Source organism: Psychrobacillus sp. OK032 (genome assembly GCF_900111345.1).
Classification (GTDB): domain Bacteria; phylum Bacillota; class Bacilli; order Bacillales_A; family Planococcaceae; genus Psychrobacillus.
The window spans coordinates 16,983-40,261 of record NZ_FOGY01000010.1 but is presented as its reverse complement, the minus strand read 5'-3'; the positions used below and the strand labels follow the sequence as shown (position 1 = coordinate 40,261).

Below are 23,279 nucleotides of genomic sequence, written 5' to 3'. Positions count from 1 at the left end.
TCCGTATAAAATTGCATAATGCAGAGCTACTTGGAAAGTCTTTTTAAAAGACACAAGACTAGAGGGAGGTAGGCTCCTTGATAGACGTTAATAATTTTGAGTATATGAAAATCGGTTTAGCTTCACCTGATAAAATCCGTTCATGGTCTTATGGGGAAGTAAAAAAGCCTGAAACGATTAACTATCGTACATTAAAACCTGAAAAAGACGGTTTGTTCTGTGAGCGTATTTTCGGTCCAACAAAAGACTGGGAATGTCACTGCGGTAAATACAAACGAGTTCGTTATAAAGGCGTCGTATGTGATCGTTGTGGAGTAGAAGTTACACGTTCGAAAGTTCGTCGAGAACGTATGGGTCATATCGAATTAGCTGCACCAGTATCACATATTTGGTATTTCAAAGGTATTCCAAGTCGTATGGGTCTACTTTTAGATATGTCTCCAAGATCACTTGAAGAAGTAATCTATTTTGCCTCTTACGTAGTAATCGAGCCGGCGGATACGCCACTTGAAAAGAAACAATTACTTTCTGAAAAAGAATATCGAGCATACCGTGATAAATTTGGCACTAAGTTCCAAGCTGCTATGGGTGCGGAGGCTATTAAACGTCTACTTCAAGAAATTGATTTAGAAAATGAAACAGAAAGTTTAAAAGAAGAGTTGAAAACAGCACAAGGTCAACGCCGTACACGTGCGATTAAACGTTTAGAAGTAGTAGAATCATTCCGTAACTCAGGAAACAAACCGGATTGGATGATCTTAGATGTACTTCCGGTAATCCCACCAGAATTACGTCCAATGGTTCAATTAGATGGTGGACGTTTTGCTACATCTGACCTAAATGATTTGTATCGTCGTGTTATTAACCGTAATAACCGTTTAAAACGTTTACTAGACCTTGGTGCTCCTAGCATTATTGTTCAAAACGAAAAACGTATGTTACAAGAGGCTGTAGACGCTTTAATTGATAATGGTCGCCGTGGTCGTCCAGTTACTGGACCTGGTAACCGTCCATTAAAATCACTATCGCATATGCTGAAAGGGAAACAAGGTCGTTTCCGTCAAAACTTACTTGGTAAACGTGTAGACTATTCTGGTCGTTCGGTTATTGTAGTAGGACCAAACTTGAAAATGTATCAATGTGGACTTCCAAAAGAAATGGCAATTGAGTTATTCAAACCATTTGTGATGAAAGAACTTGTTGAACGTGGGTTAGCTCACAACATTAAAAGTGCAAAACGTAAAATTGAACGTATGCATGCAGAAGTTTGGGATGTATTAGAAGATGTTATTAAGGAGCATCCGGTTTTACTAAACCGCGCACCTACTCTTCACCGTCTAGGTATTCAAGCATTCGAACCAACATTAGTAGAAGGTCGTGCAATTCGTCTTCATCCATTAGTATGTACAGCTTATAACGCTGACTTCGATGGTGACCAGATGGCTGTTCACGTTCCACTATCTGCAGAAGCACAAGCAGAGGCCCGTCTATTAATGCTTGCAGCACAAAACATTCTAAACCCGAAAGACGGAAAACCAGTTGTTACACCTTCTCAAGATATGGTTTTAGGAAACTATTACTTAACGCTTGAACGTAAAGGAGCAACAGGAGAAGGTTCTACGTTCTACGGTCCAGAAGAAGTGCTAATTGCTTACAATACAGGGCATGTACATTTGCATACGCGTATCGCAATTGCAGCATCATCCTTAAAAAACCAAACATTTACGGAAGAACAAAACAAGATGCTATTACTAACAACGGTAGGTAAAGTAATTTTCAATGAAATACTACCAGAAACGTTCCCGTATATTAATGAGCCAACGGATTTCAACTTACAAGTTGAAACTCCGGAAAAATATTTTGTCTCTACAACGACAGATGTAAAAAAACATATTGAATCTACAGATCTTGTACAGCCATTCAAGAAAAAAATTCTTGGTAATATCATTGCAGAAGTATTTAAGAACTTCCACATCACGGAAACTTCTAAAATGCTTGACCGCATGAAAGCACTTGGCTTTAAATATTCTACTAAAGCAGGTATTACAATTGGTATTTCGGATATCGTAGTACTTCCTGATAAAGGTGAAATATTAGAAGAGGCACAAGGTAAAGTAGATAAAGTGTTGAAACAATTCCGCCGTGGTCTAATCACGGAAGAAGAGCGTTATGCTAGCGTAATCGGACATTGGAGTAAAGCAAAAGAAGTAATTCAAGAGAAGCTGATGAAAACCCTTGATAACATGAACCCAATCTTCATGATGAGTGACTCTGGTGCCCGTGGTAACGCATCTAACTTTACTCAGCTTGCAGGTATGCGTGGACTTATGGCCAACCCGGCAGGACGAATTATCGAACTTCCGATCAAGTCATCATTCCGTGAGGGATTAACTGTACTCGAGTATTTCATTTCTACGCATGGTGCTCGTAAAGGTCTTGCCGATACAGCGCTTAAAACAGCCGATTCAGGTTATTTAACTCGTCGTCTAGTAGACGTTGCGCAAGATGTAATCGTTCGTGAAGACGATTGTGGAACAGATCGTGGCTTACTGATTGGCTCACTTATGGAAGGGACGGAAGTTATTGAAGAGTTTGGTGAACGTATTGTTGGTCGCCATACGAAGAAAACAATTTTCCATCCAACTACAAATGAAGTCATCTTAGAAAAAGACGGACTAATTACACAAGACGTTGCTCGAGTGATTGAAGAAGCAGGAATTGAAGAATTGACGATTCGTTCTGCATTCACATGTAATACAAAACATGGTGTATGTAAAAAATGTTACGGTCTAAACTTAGCGACTGGTGATACTGTAGAAGTTGGTGAAGCAGTAGGTATTATTGCTGCTCAATCAATCGGTGAACCAGGTACTCAGTTAACGATGCGTACATTCCATACAGGTGGGGTTGCAGGAGACGATATTACACAAGGTCTTCCTCGTATCCAAGAAATCTTCGAAGCTCGTAATCCGAAAGGGCAAGCTGTTATTTCAGAAATTTCCGGTACTGTTACCGAAATTGATGAAATTAGAGAAGGACAAAAAGAAATTACAATTCAAGGTACTGTAGAAACTCGTAAATACTTAGCACCTTATAATGCACGTTTAAAAGTTCAATTAAACGATGTTATTAATCGTGGTCAAGTCCTAACAGAGGGTTCCGTGGATCCGAAAGAATTGCTAAAAGTTAAAGACGTTTCAACGGTTCAAGTGTACTTATTAAAAGAGGTACAAAAAGTTTATCGTATGCAAGGGGTAGAAATTGGGGATAAGCACATCGAAGTAATGGTACGCCAAATGCTTCGTAAAGTCCGAATTATTGAAGCAGGTGAAACAGACCTACTTCCTGGTTCATTGCTTGATATCCATCAATTTGCTGAAGCAAACAAAGATGCTGTTTTACAAGGTAAAATACCTGCAACTTGTCGCCCAGTTATCCTTGGTATTACAAAAGCTTCACTTGAAACAGAATCGTTCTTATCTGCTGCATCATTCCAAGAAACAACTCGTGTCTTAACAGATGCGGCGATTAAAGGAAAACGTGATGAATTATTAGGATTAAAAGAGAATGTAATTATCGGTAAACTAGTTCCAGCTGGTACTGGAATGCAACGTTATCGTCAAATTGAAATCTCTCCTAATGAAGCGGATGCGGAAAAAGAAGCAGTAAAGGCTGAGTAAGGAAAAATATTAGGGAGAACAAATTCTCCCTAATAATTTTCATGATAAGTGTTGACACTTTTTTCAAGGAATGATAATATACTTAAGGTTGATAGTTATCGGACTTGTAACTTTGGAGGATATGAAAATGTCTTATGAAAAAGTAAAGCAAGCGAAAAAAACAATCATTGGTACAAAGCAAGCAGTAAAAGCAATGAAAAAAAGGTTTGTCAAAGAAGTTTATATTGCGCTTGATGTAGAGGAAAATATCATTGAACTAGCACGATTAACAGCACAAGAAAACAATGTATTTATTCACTATGTTGAGTCTAAAGTAGATCTTGGTAAAGCTTGTGGATTGCGCGTCAGCGCGTCAGTAGTAGCTATTACTGTGTAAGTAGTTTTTGTGTAAAACACAAAAGCTTTGTTTTTACCCAAAAAATGAACCACCTGGATGTGTGGTATTAACAAGATGAAATGAAGGGAGGAATAATCGATGCCTACAGTTAACCAATTGGTCCGTAAGCCTCGTCAATCCAAGAGCACGAAATCTAAGTCACCAGCGTTAGGAAAAGGCTATAACAGCTTTAAAAAATCAGCTACGAATCTGAACTCACCTCAAAAGCGTGGGGTTTGTACTCGTGTTGGTACTATGACGCCGAAAAAACCAAACTCTGCACTTCGTAAATATGCACGTGTACGTTTAACAAATACGTTAGAGGTAAACGCGTATATTCCGGGTGAAGGTCACAACCTTCAAGAGCACAGTGTTGTTCTTCTACGCGGTGGACGTGTAAAAGATTTACCAGGGGTACGTTATCATATCGTACGTGGTGCTCTTGATACAGCAGCAGTTAATGGTCGTATGCAAAGCCGTTCACTTTACGGTGCAAAACGCCCGAAAGAAAAGAAATAATTTAATCTATAATTAGACATTCGTCGAAAGGAGGAAAACACATGCCTCGTAAAGGTCCTGTTTCCAAACGTGACGTGTTACCAGATCCAATTTATAATTCGAAACTAGTAACTCGTTTAGTCAATAAAATGATGGTTGATGGTAAAAGAGGTACTTCTCAAAAAATTCTATACGGAGCGTTTGAACTTGTAAAAGAACGTTCTGGTAAAGATGCATTAGAAGTATTTGAAGCTGCATTAAACAACGTAATGCCAGTTTTAGAAGTACGTGCTCGTCGTGTTGGTGGTGCAAACTACCAAGTACCGGTTGAAGTACGTCCTGATCGCCGTTCAACTTTAGGTCTTCGCTACTTAGTAAACTATTCACGCCTTCGTGGAGAAAAAACTATGGAAGAACGTTTAGCTAACGAAATTCTTGATGCATCTAACAATACTGGTGCTTCAGTTAAAAAACGTGAAGATATGCACAAAATGGCGGAAGCTAACAAAGCATTCGCACACTATCGTTGGTAAGATAGATTTACTTTAAATTGATACCCTAATCCGAAATTGGAAGGAGAAATACAATATGGCTAGAGAGTTCTCCTTAGAAAAAACACGTAATATCGGGATCATGGCTCACATCGATGCTGGTAAAACGACTACTACGGAGCGTATTCTTTATTACACTGGTAAAATCCACAAAATTGGGGAAACTCATGAAGGTGCATCACAAATGGACTGGATGGAGCAAGAGCAAGAACGTGGTATTACAATCACTTCTGCTGCAACAACAGCTGCTTGGGATAACCACCGTGTAAATATCATCGATACACCTGGACACGTAGACTTCACAGTTGAAGTTGAACGTTCACTACGTGTACTTGATGGTGCGGTTACAGTACTAGATGCGCAATCTGGTGTTGAACCACAAACTGAAACAGTATGGCGTCAAGCTACAACTTATGGCGTACCACGTATTGTATTCGTTAACAAAATGGATAAAACGGGTGCAGATTTCCTATATTCTGTAGGAACACTTCATGACCGTTTACAAGCAAATGCTCATCCAATTCAGTTACCAATTGGTGCTGAAGATCAATTCAACGGTATTATCGACTTAATAACGATGAAAGCTACTATGTATGGTAATGACTTAGGAACAGACATCCAAGAAGTAGAAATTCCAGAAGAATACAAAGCGCAAGCTGAAGAATACCGTGAAAAACTAGTTGAAGCGGTAGCTGAACTTGACGAAGATTTGATGGAAAAATATCTTGGTGGGGAAGAAATTACGAACGAAGAATTAGTTGCTGGTATCCGTAAAGGTACCCTAAACGTAGAATTCTATCCAGTAGTATGTGGTACTGCATTTAAAAACAAAGGTGTTCAAAAAGTTCTTGACGCAGTTGTTGCTTACCTTCCATCACCACTTGATATTGCTGCTATGAAAGGAATCGACCCTGATACTGAAGAAGAAATCGAACGTCATTCAGATGACTCAGAACCATTCTCAGCATTAGCGTTCAAAGTAATGACAGACCCTTATGTTGGTAAGTTAACATTCTTCCGCGTATATTCTGGTACATTACAAGCAGGTTCGTATGTACAAAACTCTACAAAAGGTAAGCGTGAGCGTGTAGGACGTATTCTACAAATGCATGCTAACTCTCGTGAAGAAATCTCAGAAGTGCACTCTGGAGATATCGCAGCGGCTGTAGGTTTAAAAGATACAACTACTGGTGATACACTATGTGATGAAAAATCTCTAGTAATTCTAGAATCTATGGATTTCCCAGAACCAGTTATTTCACTATCAGTTGAACCAAAAACAAAAGCAGACCAAGATAAAATGGGTCAAGCTTTACAAAAACTATCAGAAGAAGATCCAACATTCCGCGTGCATACAGACCAAGAAACTGGTCAAGTAATCATCGCTGGTATGGGTGAGCTTCACCTAGATATCTTAGTTGACCGTATGCGCCGTGAATTTAAAGTAGATGCTAACGTGGGAGCTCCACAAGTATCTTACCGTGAAACTTTCCGCTCTTCAGCTGAAGTTGAAGGTAAATTCGTACGCCAATCTGGTGGACGTGGTCAATTCGGACACGTTTGGATTGAGTTCTCTCCAAACGAAGAAGGAAAAGGCTTTGAATTTGAAAACGCAATCGTTGGTGGGGTAGTTCCACGTGAATACATTCCAGCTGTTGAAGCGGGTCTTCGCGACTCTCTTGACAATGGTGTAATCGCAGGATTCCCATTAATCGATATTAAAGCTAAATTATTCGACGGATCATACCATGATGTTGACTCGAATGAGATGGCATTTAAAATCGCTGCATCTATGGCATTGAAAAATGCTGTATCTAAAGTAAACCCAGCACTTCTTGAGCCAATCATGAAGGTAGAAGTTGTTATTCCTGAAGAATATTTAGGAGACATCATGGGTGATATCACGTCTCGTCGTGGTCGCGTTGAAGGTATGGACGCTCGTGGTAACGCACAAGTAGTACGTGCAATGGTTCCACTTGCTGAAATGTTCGGATATGCAACGTCTTTACGTTCTAACACGCAAGGACGCGGAACATTCTCTATGGTATTTGATCACTATGAAGATGTTCCAAAATCTATTTCGGAAGAAATTATTAAAAAACATAAAGGTGAATAATTGATATTTCACCAAAATTCAAGTATAACTATTTTATAGAGTATAAAAGATAGAGGGACGTACGCCCTCTACCTTTTATCATAAAAAATCATACAATTACTGAGGAGGATCTCTCAAATGGCTAAAGAAAAATTTGACCGTTCAAAAACGCATGCTAATATTGGTACAATCGGACACGTTGACCATGGTAAAACAACTTTAACTGCTGCTATCGCAACAGTTCTTTCTAAAAAAATGGGTGGTACAGCTAGATCATACGCTGACATCGATAACGCACCTGAAGAAAAAGAACGCGGTATTACAATCAATACTTCACACGTTGAGTATGAAACAGCAACTCGTCACTACGCTCACGTAGACTGCCCAGGACATGCTGACTATGTTAAAAACATGATCACAGGTGCAGCTCAAATGGACGGCGGTATCCTAGTAGTATCTGCTGCTGATGGCCCAATGCCACAAACTCGTGAGCATATCCTTCTTTCACGTCAAGTAGGTGTTCCTTACCTAGTTGTATTCATGAACAAATGTGATATGGTTGACGACGAAGAACTTCTTGAATTAGTTGAAATGGAAATTCGTGACCTTCTTTCTGAATACGATTTCCCAGGAGACGACATTCCAGTAATTAAAGGTTCTGCTCTTAAAGCTCTTGAAGGCGAAGCAGATTGGGAAGAAAAAATCGTTGAATTAATGGATGCAGTAGATAGCTATATCCCAACTCCAGAACGTCAAACTGACAAACCATTCATGATGCCAGTTGAGGATGTATTCTCAATCACTGGTCGTGGTACAGTTGCAACTGGACGTGTTGAACGTGGTCAAGTTAAAATTGGTGACGTTGTAGACATCATCGGTATTACTGAAGAAGCAAAATCAACTACTGTAACAGGTGTTGAAATGTTCCGTAAACTTCTTGACTATGCAGAAGCTGGTGACAACATCGGTGCTCTACTTCGTGGGGTTGCTCGTGAAGACATCCAACGTGGTCAAGTATTAGCTAAACCAGGTACAATTACACCACACACAGACTTCAAAGCTGAAGTTTATGTTCTTTCTAAAGAAGAGGGTGGACGTCATACTCCATTCTTCACAAACTACCGTCCACAGTTCTACTTCCGTACAACTGATGTAACTGGTGTTTGTAACTTACCAGAAGGCGTAGAAATGGTTATGCCTGGAGATAACATCGAAATGACTGTTTCTCTAATCTCTCCTATCGCTCTTGAAGAAGGTACTAAATTCTCTATCCGTGAGGGTGGACGTACTGTAGGCGCTGGTGTAGTTGCTACTATCACTAAGTAATTTATGATTTAATTTCTAGAATCCATCTCGTGACGACGAGATGGATTTTTTTGTGCTTTGGATTCAGGGATTCTATAGAATGTGAATAACTTTCACCATTAAATATAGAGAAAGTGCGTCGTAACAATAGCCACTGAGCCTTCGCGCTACGGCAGAATTATCTACTTTCTTAAAAGGTTTCGTCTTATACAATCAGTAATTAATTGGACTATACACTATTAATTATTCAGATAGGACACTCTTAAGCCGTTCTATGCTTCTGTCGATACGGAATAAGTAGCAAGCTCCATGGGATTGGAGCGAAAGCGTCCGCCCTGCAGCGGAAATTCCAGCGGCCACTTCTTTACGACGCAGTATTCCTATATTGTGAACTATACTTTTTTGAGCTTAAAAATAGTGTAAACTAGTTGTAAGAGGTGAAGTCTAATGAATGCACAAATCTTATTAATTGAAGATGATCAACTGATATTTGAAATGATCAAAGAGCGATTTATCCAATGGTCATTTGAGGTAATCCGACCGAATGACTTTCAAAAAGTGATGCCCTTATTTATTGAGCAAAAACCACAATTAGTTATTATTGATATACAATTGCCGTCTTATGATGGATTTCATTGGTGTAGGGAAATTCGCCATATTTCTAAAGTGCCGATCATTTTCCTATCTTCGCGAGATCATCCGATGGATATGATTATGGCAATGCAAATGGGTGCAGATGACTTTGTACAAAAGCCATTCAATATGGATGTGCTACTTGCAAAGGTGCAGGCATTATTACGACGAACATATGATTATCAGGAAGAGAAACTGGATGTTAGTAATTGGAATGGTGCAATCATTGACTTTGCCAAAAGTGAAGCGAGGAAGCTAGATAAATCTGTTGAACTTACGAAAAATGAGCTTTTTGTATTGCGTATTCTATTAAAATCTGTGGATGCAATCGTTTCTCGAGAGGAATTAATGCGGGAGCTTTGGGATGACGAGCGATTTGTAAACGATAATACGTTATCTGTAAATGTGAATAGATTGCGCTTAAAGCTAGAGGAAATTGGATTAAAAGATATTATCCTTACGAAAAAAGGGTTAGGCTATATGGCAATTACGAGAGAGGGGTAAAGTTATTTGTTCATCTTGTACATAAAAGAAAGAAAAGCTTGGATTCTCTTTTTTGTAGGCTTGCAAATTTGGTTGAACTTCATATTAACTTTAGATATTGCTTTTCAAGATATTGCTATTCTTTATATTAATCTTGTGTATATACTATCTTTTCTAGTATTTATTTGGTGGAGGTATAGGAAAGAGGCGACCTATTATAAAGAATTAGAAGAAAGTGCAAAATCTGATTCTCTTCCAGAAGGGAAGTCTAGCTTTGAAAAGAAAATAACGAGTATTATGGAAGATTTGATATTAGTAAATAACGAGGAATTGAATCAATTGAAAGTGCAACATTTAGAAGAGAATGATCGGATTTTATCATGGATTCATGAAGTAAAAACCCCATTGACTGGCATGAGGCTCATAATCGATGCTGTACAGGAACATCCATTGCAGGAGAAACTAGAGGTCGAGTGGTTAAGAATTCATTTATTATTAGATCAGCAGCTTCACCATACAAGATTACCTTCGTTGGAAAAGGATTATTTAGTAGAGTCTGTTCAACTTCAAAAATTAATACATAAAGAAATCAAAGAACTGCAAGCATGGTGCATGCAAAAAGGAATTGGTTTCGAAATTGATTTCTTGCTAGAAGTAGTGCTGACGGATCAAAAATGGTTGGCATTTATCCTTCGCCAGTTGCTATCGAATGCAGTTAAGTACAGCGATCCGGATAAAGAAATTCATATTTTTTCTAGAAGAGACGAAACTGGTCATACTGTTTTGACTGTAAGAGACTTTGGGAGTGGTATAACGAAGGCAGACCTACCACGTATATTTGAAAAGTCATTTACCGGTACAACGGGAAGAAATACTGCCGCTTCTACTGGAATGGGTCTATATTTATCGAAAAAAGCGGCCGATAAATTAGGGATACGAATAATAGTAGATTCTAAGATCAATGAAGGTTCCACATTTTCATTACAATTTCCTCTAAAAAACGAAATGACGAATATAGCTAGTAGGTGACAATATTGTCATCTACTTTATTCGTTTGTCATGTAAATCGAACGAATAAAAGAACAAAAAGTCTTACACTAGAGTTAATACTATGTAGGAGGTAAATACATGACTATTTTGAGTGGCCGTAAGATTAGAAAAGTTTATGGGAAAAAGTCAACTGCGCAAGAAGTATTAAAAGGTATAGATATGGAAGTACAAGAAGGGGAATTTGTTGGAATTATGGGACCATCGGGTTCTGGAAAAACAACATTGTTAAATGTACTAGCATCAATTGATAAAGTAACAGAAGGTGTTATTGAAATAAGTGGTCATAATTTACGTACGATGAGAGAAAGGGAGTTATCTAATTTCCGTCGTGAACAATTAGGGTTTATCTTTCAAGACTATAATCTGTTAGATACATTGACTGTGAAAGAAAATATACTATTACCACTTTCTATTAGTAATATTTCCAAAAAAGAAGCTGAAGCACGTTTCAAAGATATTACTAAAACATTAGGAATTGATGATCTCGCGCATAAATATCCAAACGAAATATCTGGAGGACAAAAGCAAAGAACATCCGCGGCTCGTGCTTTGATTAGTAATCCTACCGTAGTGTTTGCTGATGAGCCAACAGGGGCCTTAGATTCCAAAGCAGCTACTGCACTTCTCAGTAACCTAGAGAAAATCAATCTTGAAAAAAAAGTGACGATTATGATGGTTACACATGATGCGGTTGCCGCAAGTTTCTGTTCACGTGTGTTATTTCTAAAGGATGGGCAATTATATACGGAACTGTATAAAGGCGAGAAAGACCGGCTGCGATTTTACCAAGAGATTATGAGTACGCAAAGTGTACTTGGTGGTGATGGCTATGACGCTTAGTCAGTTGGTTTTCCGAAGCATGAAGAAAAATATTAAGCATTATTATTTATATTTCTTTGCACTTATATTCAGTGTAACTCTTTACTTTTCTTTTGTTACTTTGCAATACAATCCTAGTGTAGTAGATGTATCGCAAGGGGTGAAGGTTGCTGCTGGTTTAAAGGCCGCATCCTACATATTATTATTTGTAGTAGTGTTTTTTGTTCTGTATGCTAATCTTTTGTTTATGAAAAGAAGAAGTAAAGAAATTGGGCTCTACCAACTAATAGGGATGTCAAAGGGGCTTGTGACAAGGTTATTAGTGCTAGAGAATTCCATTCTATGGGTTAGTGCACTTGCGATAGGTGTTGGACTCGGTTTTTTAACTTCTAGAATTTTTGCGATGGTTTTACTTCGCATTTTAGAAAAAGATGTGTTGGTTCAGTTAATATTTTCTGTTGAAGCACTGCAAATGACAATTTTCGTGTTTCTGGTGTTATTAATTGTAGTATTGATCCAGACTACAATTAGTATTCGACGAGTCTCATTACTTGCGTTGTTTTCAGCAAACGCAACATCAGATGTAAAAGTGAAGAGATTTAATGGATTTCAAATGTTACTTGGCTTCATCGGCCTTTTATTAATCGGTTATGGGTATTATTTGTCTACTACTTTATTCGAACTAGATAGCGATAATCCCAATATGCTTTTATATAAAATGCTCGCTATTTTAGGATCAACAATTGGAGGAACATTTTTTGTATTTCGATTTTCAGTAGCATTCCTATTGAATTTAATTCGAAAACAGAAAAAAGGGCATTTGTCTATTGAGGATGTATTATCTCTATCCCCAATAATGCACCGAATGAAATCAAATGCAATGTCGTTAACAACAATTACGGTTATATCTGCAACTGCTTTAGGAATTCTTTGTTTATCGTATATCTCCTATTACTCAGCGGGTTCATCGGCAAAACAGAGCATTCCGTTTGATTATATTGTCGTGAATGACCAAGGCGAAGCATTTATAGAACAGTTAAACAAGAAAAAAATAGAATTTACGCAGACGGATATTGAGTTGTTGGATGTGGAAGTCGATACAGCGGATATCTATGCAAGTGACATACCTGCCGGGTTAGATATGATAACTAAAGGGATCATGACAATCTCAAAGCTTAGTGATGCACAGCAGGTAATGCCAGAGCTCTCGTTAAAAGCGGGGGAAGGGTATATTACTGGCTATAGCAGTATGATGTCAGAAATAGTGAAACTAAAAGGAAATAGTCCAGTAAAGCTAACAACGTCGGATGGAGAAGAAGTCATTACAATTAAAGAAATCAAAACGGATCCCTTACTTGCGTATTATCTAACAGGTGCTGGCATGACAATAGTCGTAACGGATGATCAATTTGAAAAACTTACAGCTGACGCTATGATCAAACAGCAAACAACATGGGAAAAACAAGTTGGTATAGATTTAGCAGATAGGGCGCAGTTAAAAGAGGTTCAAGTGATATACGAGGAAACTACAAATAATGGTCATTTTGAAGTTACAAAAGATGATAGTGTAATTATCAGTGTGAACATGGATTCGCAAGAAGCGTATAGATTGTCGATGTTAGATATGTTTGGATTAGTTATCTTTGTAACAGGATTCTTAGGTTTAGCGTTTTTGATGACTACTGGTAGTATCTTATACTTTAAACAAATGACAGAAGCGGAAGAAGAGAAAGCTTCCTATACAGTGCTTAGGAAAATTGGATTCACTACGAATGAGTTGATGAAAGGAATTTATAAAAAGCAGTTGTTTAACTTCGGATTTCCATTAGTCATAGGTTTAACACATAGTTATTTTGCTGTTAAATCGGGGTGGATGCTATTCGGTACGGAACTAGTAGCTCCCTTACTGATTACGATGGGTATATATGTGATTTTATATTCGATCTTCGCATTTCTCTCTATTGGTTACTATCGAAAAGTTGTAAATGAATCATTGTAATGATTAATAAGAAAAGATGCCTCTTTGTTTTGAAAGCAAAGGGGCATTTTTCCATTGACATTCGGAACAAAAACAATTAAACTTTCTCATATTAGTAATCTAGTGTGTGAAAGTGAGTGTTTTAGATGAATGCTGTTTTAATTGCAGTAATAGTGATGTTAGTATTGAGTCTACTTCGAATAAATGTTGTGTTCTCGTTGACAATAGGTGCAATTGTAGGTGGTCTTACAGCTGGTTTATCTATCACAGAGACGATTGATTCATTTGCAGGGGGATTAGGTGATGGTGCAGCAATTGCTTTGAGTTATGGGATGTTAGGTGGGTTTGCAATCGCCATTTCTAAAACAGGTATTCCTGAGTTATTAGTTATGACAATATTGAAATTAGTAAAACGAAATGGAGATACACAAAAAATTGGGTTAGCAAAAGCATTAGTATTCTTTGTTCTACTGTTGATGGCTATATTCTCTCAAAATTTAATACCAATTCATATCGCTTTTATTCCATTATTAATACCACCGATCTTAAAAATATTAAATTTAATGAATGTCGATCGTCGATTGATCGCGTGTATTTTAGCATTTGGATTAATAACGCCTTATATGAGTTTGCCGTTTGGCTTTGGTTTAATATATCAAGAGATTGTAGCTACACAGATAACTGCTGCGGGAGAAGCGATTTCAACATCAGATGTATATGGACCAATGTTAATTCCGGCCATAGGGATGGTCGTAGGGTTGATCGCTGCGTTTATCGTGTTCCGAAAACCACGCTACTATAGAGATATAGAAACGATTGACGCGATAGAGGTAGAAGTAACTATTGAAAAGAAAAATGTTGTTTTTACTATTATTGCCCTTATAGCTGCTGTTATTGTACAAATACCTACAGGATCCATGATTTTAGGAGCACTAGCTGGAGTTATTATATTATATATAACTGGCGCGCTTAAGTGGAGACAGGCAGATGAGTTGTTAACAGATGGTATGCGTATGATGGCGTTCATAGGAATGGTTATGATAGCTGCTAGCGGATTTGCGGCAGTAGTGACAGACTCAGGCGATGTGGAGAAGCTAGTAACTACGTCAACTTCTATAATGGGGGACAATAAGGGTCTTGCAGTATTGATCATGTTATTAATTGGGTTGATCGTTGATATGGGTATTGGTTCTTCGTTCGCAACGATTCCTATTATTGCGGTTATATTTGTACCGATTGCACAAGAATTCGGTTTAAGCCCTGCAGCGATTATTACGTTAATTGGAACAGCAGGTGCATTAGGTGACGCGGGTTCTCCTGCGTCCGATTCTACGTTAGGTCCTACAGCAGGATTAAATGTAGACGGACAACATAATCATATTCGAGACACCTGTATTCCAACATTTTTTATATTTAATATCCCACTGATTGTTTTTGGATGGGTTGCGATTATGTTCTTCTCGTAATGATTACAATATTATATAGAAGGAAAAGGATGATCTTTAACAAGGTCATTCTTTTTATTATTGCAAAAAAGTGAGTTAAGAATATGCTTCGCTTATTAGGGATACTGCGCAATAAATGAGACCTATTAAGCGACCGCTATGATTTCCGCTATAGGCGGACGCTTTCCGCGGGCACGGCTTCAATCTCCTCAGGCCAACAGGATGTTGGTCACGAAGGCGTTGCCACACGAGGTGGCGTTCTTAGCCTTTGTTCCTTTGTGCGCTCCTGCGGGGTCTTCAGCTCATGCACCTGACGCTTCGCTTTCGGTGCAAAAAACATCTGCTATTCCCGCTGGAGTCGCCGCCTTCCGCTTCAATCAATTGATATTTCTTGCTAATTTGGGGTCTGCTGATATCAGGGATTTATATTTATTAAACCTATTTAGAAAATGCTGTCTCCAAATAAGTGGAGCATTTGCTAGGATAAAGAACGTTTCATTCAACCATTTATTAGAACAACGACTCGTATTCATCGTAATCTTACTCCAAGTGGACTGCTAATTTTAAGATTTGGTTGTTCTCCATAACTGATTGATTGCTCTAAGTCCTTTACTGGAAACCTATACATCGAATAATAGACCGTATATGAATAAAGCACATCACATGACATCATAAGTTGGATTGGTTTAGTCGTGTTCAGCGGTCAATTTGTCGCTTTTGAGATGGACTTTGATGCGTTTACAGCATGTTCTTCCTCGTTCGAACATTTATTGAGGTTTATTTTCAAGAGGAATGAATTTAGAGTAGCGATGCTGATTATCTAGCAGATTTTATGGATTGGAGTGAAAGGGCGGCGACTCCAGCCGGATGAGTGAGACAGATGAACCATCGCAGGCGAACGCGCAGCGTCGGCGATGGTTCATCGCTCACCCGGCGGAAAGCGTCCGCCCTGTAGCGGAAATCCTAGCGGTAACTTCTTTACGACGCAGTATCTCTAAACGGTGAAATGCACACTTCTAATCATTAAGTTAACCCTATTAATATAATCCATGAATTAACAACAACATATCACTTGTAATTTGTTATGAATTTTTATATACTAATACACGGCAAAAGAAAGCAAATATAGCATTAAAGTATGTTTCAAAAACATTTTAAAAGAATTTCGCTAAAACACTTGCGAAATCTTTTTTTATTGTTTATAATGTTGTAGTTGGTCTTTGACTGCGATGAAGCGAGAGGTTACCGACACACCCGGCCGCTTTGCCATGGCGAGTGATTGGAAAATTTTCGTGGAGAATGTCTAGAAAATAGGCGAGAAGGAGGGAAAATAATGGCAAAACAAAAAATTCGTATCCGTTTGAAAGCGTATGATCACAGAATTCTTGATCAATCTGCTGAGAAAATTGTGGAAACTGCTAAACGTTCAGGTGCAAGTGTATCAGGTCCGATTCCACTTCCAACTGAGAAGTCGACGTACACAATTCTTCGTGCTGTTCACAAGTACAAAGATTCTCGTGAACAATTCGAAATGCGTACGCATAAACGTCTGATCGATATCGTTAACCCAACACCACAAACTGTTGATGCGTTAATGAAGCTTGATTTACCATCTGGCGTTGATATTGAAATCAAACTTTAATGGTAAAAAAATAAACAACAAATTATTATAGGAGGTGTGACGGATGACCAAAGGAATCTTAGGTAGAAAAATCGGTATGACGCAAGTATTTGCTGAGAACGGTGACTTAATCCCTGTAACTGTAATTGAAGCTGCTCCAAACGTAGTACTTCAAAAGAAAACAGTTGAAACAGACGGTTACGAAGCTATTCAGTTAGGATTTGAAGATAAGCGCGAAAAGCTTTCTAACAAACCTGCTAAAGGGCACGTAGCAAAAGCAAGCACTGCTCCTAAGCGCTTCATCCGCGAATTCCGCGGCTTGGATACAGCTAATTACGAGGTTGGTCAAGAAGTCAACGTAGAAAGTTTTACAGAAGGCGATGTAATTGATGTAACAGGTGTTACTAAAGGTAAAGGTTTCCAAGGTGTTATTAAACGCCACGGACAATCTCGTGGACCAATGGCTCACGGATCTCGTTACCACCGTCGTCCAGGTTCAATGGGGCCAGTTGCTCCGAACCGTGTATTTAAACAAAAGAAATTACCTGGTCAAATGGGTGGGCATGTAGTGACGATTCAAAACTTACACATCGTAAGAGTGGATGCTGAACGTAACCTACTACTTGTAAAAGGTAATGTTCCTGGTTCTCGTAAATCATTAGTAGTTGTAAAAGCTGCTATTAAATCGAAATAATCTCTTAAAGAAAGGAGGAAACAGGAATGGCAAAAGTATCTTTATTAAATCAAGCAGGATCTTCTGTTGGTGAAATCGAGTTAAACGATAAAGTTTTCGGTATCGAACCAAACGAAGCTGTTTTATTTGAAGCTATCATTGCTCAACGCGCATCACTTCGTCAAGGTAATCACAAAGTGAAAAACCGTTCTGAAGTAGCTGGTGGTGGACGTAAACCATGGCGTCAAAAAGGAACAGGTCGTGCTCGTCAAGGGTCGATCCGCTCTCCACAATGGCGTGGCGGTGGTGTTGTATTCGGTCCAACTCCACGTAGCTATAGCTATAAATTACCTAAAAAAGTACGTCGTCTAGCTCTTCTTTCAGCTCTTTCATCAAAAGTGCGTGACGAAAGCATCGTAGTACTAGAAGGTTTAGCTTTTGATGCACCAAAAACAAAAGAATTCGTGAAGGTGTTATCTAACCTTTCTATCGATAAAAAAGCGTTATTCGTAACTGCTGATTTAGATGAAAACGTAGCATTAGCTGCACGTAACATCCCTGGAATCACAGTTGTGTCTGCATCAGGCATTAACGTATTAGATTTAGTTGGACACGAAAAATTAGTGTTAACTAAATCTGCAGTAGAAAAAGTTGAGGAGGTGCTTGGATAATGGAAGCACGTGATATTATTAAACGTCCGGTCATTACCGAGCGTTCTTCTGAAATAATGGCAGATAAAAAGTACACTTTTGAAGTGGACACTCGCGCTAACAAAACTCAAGTTAAATATGCAGTTGAAGAAATCTTTGGAGTAGATGTTGAAAAAGTGAACATCATGAACTACAAAGGGAAATTCAAACGTGTTGGTAAATTTGGTGGGTACACAAACAAACGCCGTAAAGCGATTGTTACATTAACTCAAGATAGCAAAGAAATCGAATTATTCGAGATCTAAATCTTATAAAAACAAATCAATACTCAAGAAGGAGGGAATACAATGGCGATTAGAAAGTATAAACCAACGACAAACGGACGTCGTAACATGACATCGTTAGATTACGCTGAAATCACAACAGACAAACCTGAGAAATCACTTCTTGCTCCTGTGACACGTAAAGGCGGCCGTAACAATCAAGGTAAAATTACTGTTCGTCATCATGGTGGTGGACACAAACGTCAATACCGTATCATTGATTTCAAACGAAACAAAGATGGTATTGAAGGCCGTGTAGCTACTATTGAATATGATCCAAACCGCACTGCGAATATCGCATTGATTAATTATGTGGATGGAGAAAAACGTTACATCCTAGCTCCTAAAGGCTTAGAAGTTGGAATGACAGTAGTGTCAGGTCCGGAAGCTGATATTAAAGTAGGAAACGCTCTTCCATTAGTAAACATTCCAATGGGTTCAACAATCCATAACATTGAAATGAAACCTGGTAAAGGTGGTCAGCTAGTACGTTCAGCTGGTACATCTGCTCAATTACTTGGTAAAGAAGGTAAGTACGTAATTGTACGCCTACAATCTGGTGAAGTTCGTTTAATCCTTGGTGTTTGCCGTGCAACTATCGGTGAAGTAGGAAACGAACAACACGAACTAGTAAACATTGGTAAAGCAGGACGTTCTCGTTGGTTAGGTAAACGCCCAACTGTACGTGGATCTGTAATGAACCCGAACGATCACCCACACGGTGGTGGTGAAGGACGTACACCAATCGGTCGTAAGTCACCAATGTCTCCATGGGGTAAACCAACTCTTGGATACAAAACTCGTAGCAAGAAAAACCAATCCGACAAACTTATCATTCGTCGTCGTAAAAAATAATGTGATTTACTACGGTTCAAAGAACGGACCGTGGTGTAATCACGAAAGGGAGGATTCAGCATGGGTCGTAGCTTGAAAAAAGGACCTTTCGCAGACGATCATTTACTTAAAAAGGTCGATGCACAAAAGGATTCTGAGAAAAAACAAGTGATTAAGACTTGGTCTCGCCGTTCGACAATTTTCCCTACTTTTATCGGATTAACAATCGCAGTATATGATGGACGTAAACATGTTCCAGTATACGTGACTGAAGATATGGTAGGTCATAAACTAGGCGAGTTTGCACCAACACGCGCTTATAAAAGTCATGGTGCAGATGATAAGAAAACAAGACGCTAATTTGAGAGGAGGTCATTCAAATGTCACAAGCAAAAGCTATTGCTAAAACGGTGCGCATTGCTCCTCGTAAAGTAAGATTAGTCGTTGATTTAATCAGAGGTAAGCAAGTTGGTGAAGCAGTTGCAATTTTACAACTTACTCCTAAAACAGCATCACCTGTTGTTGAGAAAGTATTGAAATCTGCAGTTGCGAACGCTGAGCACAATTATGATTTAGACATTAACAACTTAGTTGTTTCCGAAATTTTTGTTGACGAAGGTCCAACACTAAAACGTTTCCGTCCACGTGCACAAGGTCGTGCAAGTGCGATCAACAAACGTACTAGCCACATCACTGTAGTGGTATCTGAGAAGAAGGAGGGATAATTCGTGGGTCAAAAAGTACATCCAATAGGATTACGAGTAGGTATTATTCGTGACTGGGAGTCAAAATGGTACGCTGGTAAAGACTATGCAACTCTACTTCACGAAGACTTGAAAATTCGTAAACACATTGAAACTCGTTTAAATGATGCATCTGTTTCTACTGTAGAAATCGAACGTGCTGCTAAACGTGTTAACATAACAATTCACACTGCGAAACCAGGTATGGTAATCGGTAAAGGTGGTACTGAAGTCGAAGCACTTCGTAAACACTTAAACGAACTTACTGGCAAGCGTGTACACATCAACATTGTTGAGATTAAAAGAGCTGACTTAGATGCTAAATTAGTAGCAGAAAGTATCGCACGTCAATTAGAAGGCCGCGTATCTTTCCGTCGTGCTCAAAAACAAGCAATTCAACGCACAATGCGTGCAGGCGCTAAAGGTATTAAAACTCAAGTATCTGGACGTCTTGGCGGCGCTGACATCGCGCGTGCTGAACACTATAGTGAAGGAACTGTACCACTTCATACTTTACGTGCTGACATTGATTACGCACATGCTGAAGCTGACACTACTTATGGTAAGCTAGGCGTTAAAGTATGGATCTATCGTGGGGAAGTCCTTCCAGTGAAGAAGAACTCTGAGGAAGGAGGCAAATAATATGTTAATGCCTAAACGCGTTAAATATCGTCGTGAACACCGCGGAAAAATGCGTGGTGAAGCGAAAGGCGGTAAAGAAGTATCATTCGGTGAATTTGGTTTACAAGCAACTGAAGCAAGCTGGATTACTAGCCGTCAAATTGAAGCATCTCGTATTGCAATGACACGTTACATGAAACGTGGCGGTAAAGTTTGGATTAAAATTTTCCCACATAAACCTTACACGAAAAAGCCTCTTGAGGTTCGTATGGGTTCCGGTAAAGGTGCTCCTGAAGGTTGGGTAGCTGTAGTAAAACCAGGAAAAGTTATGTTTGAAATCGCTGGTGTATCTGAAGAGATCGCTCGTGAAGCGCTACGCTTAGCAGCACATAAGCTTCCTGTGAAATGTAAAGTAGTTAAACGTCAAGAAATTGGTGGTGAATCTAATGAAAGCTAATGACATCCGTGAACTTACTACTGCAGAAATAGAACAAAAGGTAAAATCACTGAAAGAAGAGCTTTTCAACCTGCGCTTCCAATTGGCGACTGGTCAATTAGAAAACACAGCTCGCATTCGTGAAGTACGTAAAGCGATTGCGCGTATGAAAACTGTGGTTCGCGAAAGAGAAATCAGTGCAAACAACTGATAAAGGAGGTTTTCAGGCATGACTGAGCGTAATCAACGCAAAGTATACACAGGCCGTGTAGTTTCGGACAAAATGGACAAAACAATTACTGTTTTAGTTGAAACTCATAAAAAGCATAAGTTATACGGTAAACGTGTTAAGTATTCTAAAAAATTCAAAACTCATGATGAGCAAAACGTAGCCCAAATCGGTGATATCGTGCGTATCATGGAAACTCGTCCGTTATCAGCTACAAAACGATTCCGTTTATTGGAAGTTGTAGAAAAAGCGGTTATTATCTAATAATAAATTTCGGAACTATATTATTCCGAAGGGAGGTTACCTAAGTGATCCAACAAGAAACTCGTATGAAAGTTGCAGACAACTCAGGTGCACGTGAAGTTTTAACTATTAAAGTACTTGGTGGTACTGGACGTAAAACTGCTAATATCGGCGATATCGTTGTATGTACAGTTAAGAAAGCAACACCAGGTGGCGTTGTCAAGAAAGGTGACGTCGTTAAAGCTGTAATCGTTCGCACTAAAAGCGGCGTACGCCGTAAAGACGGGACTTATATCAAATTTGATGAAAACGCATGTGTTATTATCAAAGACGATAAAGGACCGCGTGGAACTCGTATTTTCGGACCAGTTGCTCGTGAACTACGTGACAGCAACTTCATGAAAATCGTATCTTTAGCTCCAGAAGTTCTTTAATTTACATGAAAGTGCCAATCAAGGAGGTGCGACAGAATGCATGTTAAAAAAGGCGACAAAGTAATGGTAATCTCAGGTAAAGACAAAGGGAAAACAGGTGTTATCCTTACAGCTTTCCCTAAGAAAGACCGTGTGTTAGTTGAAGGTGTAAACATCATCAAAAAACATATGAAGCCAAACCAAGTTAATCCGCAAGGAGGAATTGTAAGCCAAGAGGCTGCAATCCACGTATCGAATGTTATGTTAATCGACCCTAAAACTGGCGAGCCGACTCGCGTAGGTTATAAAGTAGAAGATGGCAAAAAAGTTCGTGTTGCGAAAAAATCCGGTGAAATTATTAAATAAGTAAACAGAAGGGAGGTACACACATGAACCGCCTAAAAGAAAAGTATCTTAAGGAAGTTTCTCCTGCTCTAATGAGCAAGTTTGAATATAACTCAGTAATGCAAGTACCTAAAGTTGATAAAATCGTTATCAATATGGGTGTTGGTGATGCTGTTTCTAATACAAAAGCACTTGACGCTGCTGTAGAAGAATTACAAATCATTTCAGGTCAAAAACCTGTAGTTACGAAAGCTAAAAAATCGATCGCTGGTTTCCGTCTTCGTGAAGGTATGCCAATCGGAGCAAAAGTTACACTACGCGGCGAGCGTATGTATGACTTCTTGGACAAATTAATCGCTATTTCTCTTCCACGTGTACGTGACTTCCGTGGTGTTTCTAAAAAAGCATTCGACGGTCGCGGTAACTACACTCTTGGAGTAAAAGAGCAATTAATCTTCCCTGAAATCGATTATGATAAAGTTTCGAAAGTACGCGGTATGGACATCGTAATTGTAACAACTGCGAACTCTGACGAAGAAGCTCGTGAGTTATTAACACAATTCGGTATGCCATTCCAAAAGTAAAATAAGGGAGGCGAAAACGTGGCTAAAAAATCAATGATCGTTAAACAACAACGTACGCCAAAGTTCCAAGTGCAAGGCTACACACGCTGTGAGCGTTGTGGACGTCCGCACTCTGTATTACGTAAATTTAAGCTTTGCCGTATTTGTTTCCGTGAACTTGCATACAAGGGACAAATTCCTGGCGTTAAAAAAGCAAGCTGGTAAACCCCTATAAATGGGAAGGAGGTAAATGTAATGACAATGTCAGATCCAATTGCAGATATGCTTACACGCATTCGTAATGCTAACATGGTTCGTCACGAGAAATTGGAAGTTCCTGCTTCAAACATGAAAAAGGATATCGCTGAAATTCTAAAACGCGAAGGTTTCGTACGTGATGTAGAATTAGTAGAAGATAGCAAACAAGGTATCATCCGTATCTTCTTAAAATATGGTCAAAACGACGAGCGCGTTATTACTGGTTTGAAACGTATTTCAAAACCTGGTCTACGCGTTTACGCAAAAACAAACGAAGTGCCTAAAGTACTAAACGGTTTAGGAATTGCTTTAGTTTCTACTTCAAATGGTTTATTAACAGATAAAGAAGCTCGCGCTAAACAAGTTGGCGGAGAAATCGTAGCTTACGTTTGGTAATAATCAACAAACGAATGG

At 38.9% G+C, this 23,279-nt stretch carries 27 protein-coding genes; all 27 read left to right on the top strand.

Features of this window, described 5'->3' with window-relative positions:
- The first annotated feature begins 77 nt into the window (after window positions 1-77).
- Window positions 78-3,680, top strand: coding sequence for a DNA-directed RNA polymerase subunit beta' (gene rpoC, locus BMZ04_RS17845; protein ID WP_093274844.1), 3,603 nt, complete (start codon window positions 78-80; stop codon window positions 3,678-3,680).
- A gap of 127 nt (window positions 3,681-3,807) precedes the next feature.
- Window positions 3,808-4,056 (top strand): ribosomal L7Ae/L30e/S12e/Gadd45 family protein, encoded by a 249-nt coding sequence (locus BMZ04_RS17840; protein ID WP_093274840.1) that lies wholly within the window; start codon window positions 3,808-3,810, stop codon window positions 4,054-4,056.
- A 99-nt stretch (window positions 4,057-4,155) separates the two neighbouring features.
- Window positions 4,156-4,575, top strand: a complete 420-nt coding sequence (rpsL, locus tag BMZ04_RS17835; protein WP_093274835.1) for a 30S ribosomal protein S12 — start codon at window positions 4,156-4,158, stop codon at window positions 4,573-4,575.
- 41 nt (window positions 4,576-4,616) lie between these two features.
- Window positions 4,617-5,087 carry a 30S ribosomal protein S7 gene (rpsG, locus tag BMZ04_RS17830; RefSeq protein WP_093274830.1) on the top strand — a complete coding sequence of 157 codons (471 nt, stop codon included), beginning with the start codon at window positions 4,617-4,619 and terminating at the stop codon, window positions 5,085-5,087.
- Between the two features lie 55 nt (window positions 5,088-5,142).
- Entirely contained in the window at window positions 5,143-7,221 is a 2,079-nt protein-coding gene (fusA, locus tag BMZ04_RS17825; protein ID WP_093274824.1) for an elongation factor G, read from the top strand.
- Window positions 7,222-7,338: 117 nt separating this feature from the next.
- On the top strand, window positions 7,339-8,526 hold the full coding sequence (gene tuf / locus BMZ04_RS17820) for an elongation factor Tu (RefSeq protein ID WP_093274819.1): 1,188 nt from the start codon (window positions 7,339-7,341) through the stop codon (window positions 8,524-8,526).
- A 426-nt stretch (window positions 8,527-8,952) separates the two neighbouring features.
- Window positions 8,953-9,642, top strand: a complete 690-nt coding sequence (locus tag BMZ04_RS17815; RefSeq protein ID WP_093274814.1) for a response regulator transcription factor — start codon at window positions 8,953-8,955, stop codon at window positions 9,640-9,642.
- 6 nt (window positions 9,643-9,648) lie between these two features.
- On the top strand, window positions 9,649-10,650 hold the full coding sequence (locus BMZ04_RS17810) for a sensor histidine kinase (RefSeq protein WP_093274809.1): 1,002 nt from the start codon (window positions 9,649-9,651) through the stop codon (window positions 10,648-10,650).
- Window positions 10,651-10,749: 99 nt separating this feature from the next.
- The gene (locus BMZ04_RS17805; RefSeq protein ID WP_093274804.1) at window positions 10,750-11,511 is read left to right on the top strand and encodes an ABC transporter ATP-binding protein; all 762 of its coding nucleotides are present in this window, start codon (window positions 10,750-10,752) and stop codon (window positions 11,509-11,511) included.
- Entirely contained in the window at window positions 11,501-13,489 is a 1,989-nt protein-coding gene (locus tag BMZ04_RS17800; protein ID WP_093274796.1) for an FtsX-like permease family protein, read from the top strand. Before BMZ04_RS17805 ends, BMZ04_RS17800 begins: the two co-directional genes overlap by 11 nt.
- A gap of 125 nt (window positions 13,490-13,614) precedes the next feature.
- Window positions 13,615-14,934 (top strand): Na+/H+ antiporter family protein, encoded by a 1,320-nt coding sequence (locus tag BMZ04_RS17795; protein ID WP_093274792.1) that lies wholly within the window; start codon window positions 13,615-13,617, stop codon window positions 14,932-14,934.
- A 1,312-nt stretch (window positions 14,935-16,246) separates the two neighbouring features.
- The gene (rpsJ, locus tag BMZ04_RS17785) at window positions 16,247-16,555 is read left to right on the top strand and encodes a 30S ribosomal protein S10 (protein WP_093274779.1); all 309 of its coding nucleotides are present in this window, start codon (window positions 16,247-16,249) and stop codon (window positions 16,553-16,555) included.
- A 43-nt stretch (window positions 16,556-16,598) separates the two neighbouring features.
- Entirely contained in the window at window positions 16,599-17,228 is a 630-nt protein-coding gene (gene rplC, locus BMZ04_RS17780; protein WP_093274773.1) for a 50S ribosomal protein L3, read from the top strand.
- A 26-nt stretch (window positions 17,229-17,254) separates the two neighbouring features.
- Entirely contained in the window at window positions 17,255-17,878 is a 624-nt protein-coding gene (gene rplD / locus BMZ04_RS17775) for a 50S ribosomal protein L4 (protein ID WP_093274768.1), read from the top strand.
- Window positions 17,878-18,162: a 50S ribosomal protein L23 gene (rplW, locus tag BMZ04_RS17770; RefSeq protein ID WP_093274761.1), complete on the top strand. Its 285-nt coding sequence runs from the start codon at window positions 17,878-17,880 to the stop codon at window positions 18,160-18,162. The genes rplD and rplW overlap by 1 nt, the downstream gene beginning before the upstream one ends.
- A gap of 42 nt (window positions 18,163-18,204) precedes the next feature.
- On the top strand, window positions 18,205-19,035 hold the full coding sequence (rplB, locus tag BMZ04_RS17765) for a 50S ribosomal protein L2 (protein WP_093274753.1): 831 nt from the start codon (window positions 18,205-18,207) through the stop codon (window positions 19,033-19,035).
- Window positions 19,036-19,095: 60 nt separating this feature from the next.
- A complete protein-coding gene (gene rpsS / locus BMZ04_RS17760; protein WP_090567829.1) occupies window positions 19,096-19,374 on the top strand; it encodes a 30S ribosomal protein S19 in 279 nt (92 codons plus the stop codon).
- Between the two features lie 20 nt (window positions 19,375-19,394).
- Window positions 19,395-19,739, top strand: a complete 345-nt coding sequence (gene rplV, locus BMZ04_RS17755) for a 50S ribosomal protein L22 (RefSeq protein WP_093274750.1) — start codon at window positions 19,395-19,397, stop codon at window positions 19,737-19,739.
- A gap of 3 nt (window positions 19,740-19,742) precedes the next feature.
- Window positions 19,743-20,399, top strand: a complete 657-nt coding sequence (gene rpsC / locus BMZ04_RS17750; RefSeq protein ID WP_093274747.1) for a 30S ribosomal protein S3 — start codon at window positions 19,743-19,745, stop codon at window positions 20,397-20,399.
- 1 nt (window position 20,400) lies between these two features.
- Window positions 20,401-20,835, top strand: coding sequence for a 50S ribosomal protein L16 (gene rplP, locus BMZ04_RS17745; protein WP_093274744.1), 435 nt, complete (start codon window positions 20,401-20,403; stop codon window positions 20,833-20,835).
- Window positions 20,825-21,025 carry a 50S ribosomal protein L29 gene (rpmC, locus tag BMZ04_RS17740; protein ID WP_090567840.1) on the top strand — a complete coding sequence of 67 codons (201 nt, stop codon included), beginning with the start codon at window positions 20,825-20,827 and terminating at the stop codon, window positions 21,023-21,025. Before rplP ends, rpmC begins: the two co-directional genes overlap by 11 nt.
- 18 nt (window positions 21,026-21,043) lie before the next feature.
- The gene (gene rpsQ / locus BMZ04_RS17735; RefSeq protein WP_093274742.1) at window positions 21,044-21,307 is read left to right on the top strand and encodes a 30S ribosomal protein S17; all 264 of its coding nucleotides are present in this window, start codon (window positions 21,044-21,046) and stop codon (window positions 21,305-21,307) included.
- Window positions 21,308-21,351: 44 nt separating this feature from the next.
- Entirely contained in the window at window positions 21,352-21,720 is a 369-nt protein-coding gene (gene rplN / locus BMZ04_RS17730) for a 50S ribosomal protein L14 (protein ID WP_053591327.1), read from the top strand.
- A 36-nt stretch (window positions 21,721-21,756) separates the two neighbouring features.
- Complete coding sequence (rplX, locus tag BMZ04_RS17725; RefSeq protein WP_093274739.1) at window positions 21,757-22,065, top strand: 50S ribosomal protein L24; 309 nt, start codon at window positions 21,757-21,759, stop codon at window positions 22,063-22,065.
- 23 nt (window positions 22,066-22,088) lie between these two features.
- Window positions 22,089-22,628, top strand: a complete 540-nt coding sequence (gene rplE / locus BMZ04_RS17720; protein ID WP_090567848.1) for a 50S ribosomal protein L5 — start codon at window positions 22,089-22,091, stop codon at window positions 22,626-22,628.
- Between the two features lie 18 nt (window positions 22,629-22,646).
- On the top strand, window positions 22,647-22,832 hold the full coding sequence (locus tag BMZ04_RS17715) for a type Z 30S ribosomal protein S14 (RefSeq protein ID WP_093274736.1): 186 nt from the start codon (window positions 22,647-22,649) through the stop codon (window positions 22,830-22,832).
- A gap of 30 nt (window positions 22,833-22,862) precedes the next feature.
- Entirely contained in the window at window positions 22,863-23,261 is a 399-nt protein-coding gene (gene rpsH, locus BMZ04_RS17710; RefSeq protein ID WP_093274733.1) for a 30S ribosomal protein S8, read from the top strand.
- Window positions 23,262-23,279: the final 18 nt, after the last annotated feature.

Bases quoted from the DNA above. Each gene is read 5' to 3' on its own strand.
- rplX (WP_093274739.1), top strand. From the start codon at position 21,757: ATGCATGTTAAAAAAGGCGACAAAGTAATGGTAATCTCAGGTAAAGAC.
- rplP (WP_093274744.1), top strand. From the start codon at position 20,401: ATGTTAATGCCTAAACGCGTTAAATATCGTCGTGAACACCGCGGAAAA.
- tuf (WP_093274819.1), top strand. From the start codon at position 7,339: ATGGCTAAAGAAAAATTTGACCGTTCAAAAACGCATGCTAATATTGGT.
- rpsS (WP_090567829.1), top strand. From the start codon at position 19,096: ATGGGTCGTAGCTTGAAAAAAGGACCTTTCGCAGACGATCATTTACTT.
- rplC (WP_093274773.1), top strand. From the start codon at position 16,599: ATGACCAAAGGAATCTTAGGTAGAAAAATCGGTATGACGCAAGTATTT.
- rplB (WP_093274753.1), top strand. From the start codon at position 18,205: ATGGCGATTAGAAAGTATAAACCAACGACAAACGGACGTCGTAACATG.
- fusA (WP_093274824.1), top strand. From the start codon at position 5,143: ATGGCTAGAGAGTTCTCCTTAGAAAAAACACGTAATATCGGGATCATG.
- BMZ04_RS17805 (WP_093274804.1), top strand. From the start codon at position 10,750: ATGACTATTTTGAGTGGCCGTAAGATTAGAAAAGTTTATGGGAAAAAG.
- rpsH (WP_093274733.1), top strand. From the start codon at position 22,863: ATGACAATGTCAGATCCAATTGCAGATATGCTTACACGCATTCGTAAT.
- rplW (WP_093274761.1), top strand. From the start codon at position 17,878: ATGGAAGCACGTGATATTATTAAACGTCCGGTCATTACCGAGCGTTCT.
- BMZ04_RS17840 (WP_093274840.1), top strand. From the start codon at position 3,808: ATGTCTTATGAAAAAGTAAAGCAAGCGAAAAAAACAATCATTGGTACA.
- rpsG (WP_093274830.1), top strand. From the start codon at position 4,617: ATGCCTCGTAAAGGTCCTGTTTCCAAACGTGACGTGTTACCAGATCCA.
- rplV (WP_093274750.1), top strand. From the start codon at position 19,395: ATGTCACAAGCAAAAGCTATTGCTAAAACGGTGCGCATTGCTCCTCGT.
- BMZ04_RS17800 (WP_093274796.1), top strand. From the start codon at position 11,501: ATGACGCTTAGTCAGTTGGTTTTCCGAAGCATGAAGAAAAATATTAAG.
- rpmC (WP_090567840.1), top strand. From the start codon at position 20,825: ATGAAAGCTAATGACATCCGTGAACTTACTACTGCAGAAATAGAACAA.
- rpsQ (WP_093274742.1), top strand. From the start codon at position 21,044: ATGACTGAGCGTAATCAACGCAAAGTATACACAGGCCGTGTAGTTTCG.
- BMZ04_RS17815 (WP_093274814.1), top strand. From the start codon at position 8,953: ATGAATGCACAAATCTTATTAATTGAAGATGATCAACTGATATTTGAA.
- rplD (WP_093274768.1), top strand. From the start codon at position 17,255: ATGGCAAAAGTATCTTTATTAAATCAAGCAGGATCTTCTGTTGGTGAA.
- rpsL (WP_093274835.1), top strand. From the start codon at position 4,156: ATGCCTACAGTTAACCAATTGGTCCGTAAGCCTCGTCAATCCAAGAGC.
- rplE (WP_090567848.1), top strand. From the start codon at position 22,089: ATGAACCGCCTAAAAGAAAAGTATCTTAAGGAAGTTTCTCCTGCTCTA.
- rpsJ (WP_093274779.1), top strand. From the start codon at position 16,247: ATGGCAAAACAAAAAATTCGTATCCGTTTGAAAGCGTATGATCACAGA.
- BMZ04_RS17795 (WP_093274792.1), top strand. From the start codon at position 13,615: ATGAATGCTGTTTTAATTGCAGTAATAGTGATGTTAGTATTGAGTCTA.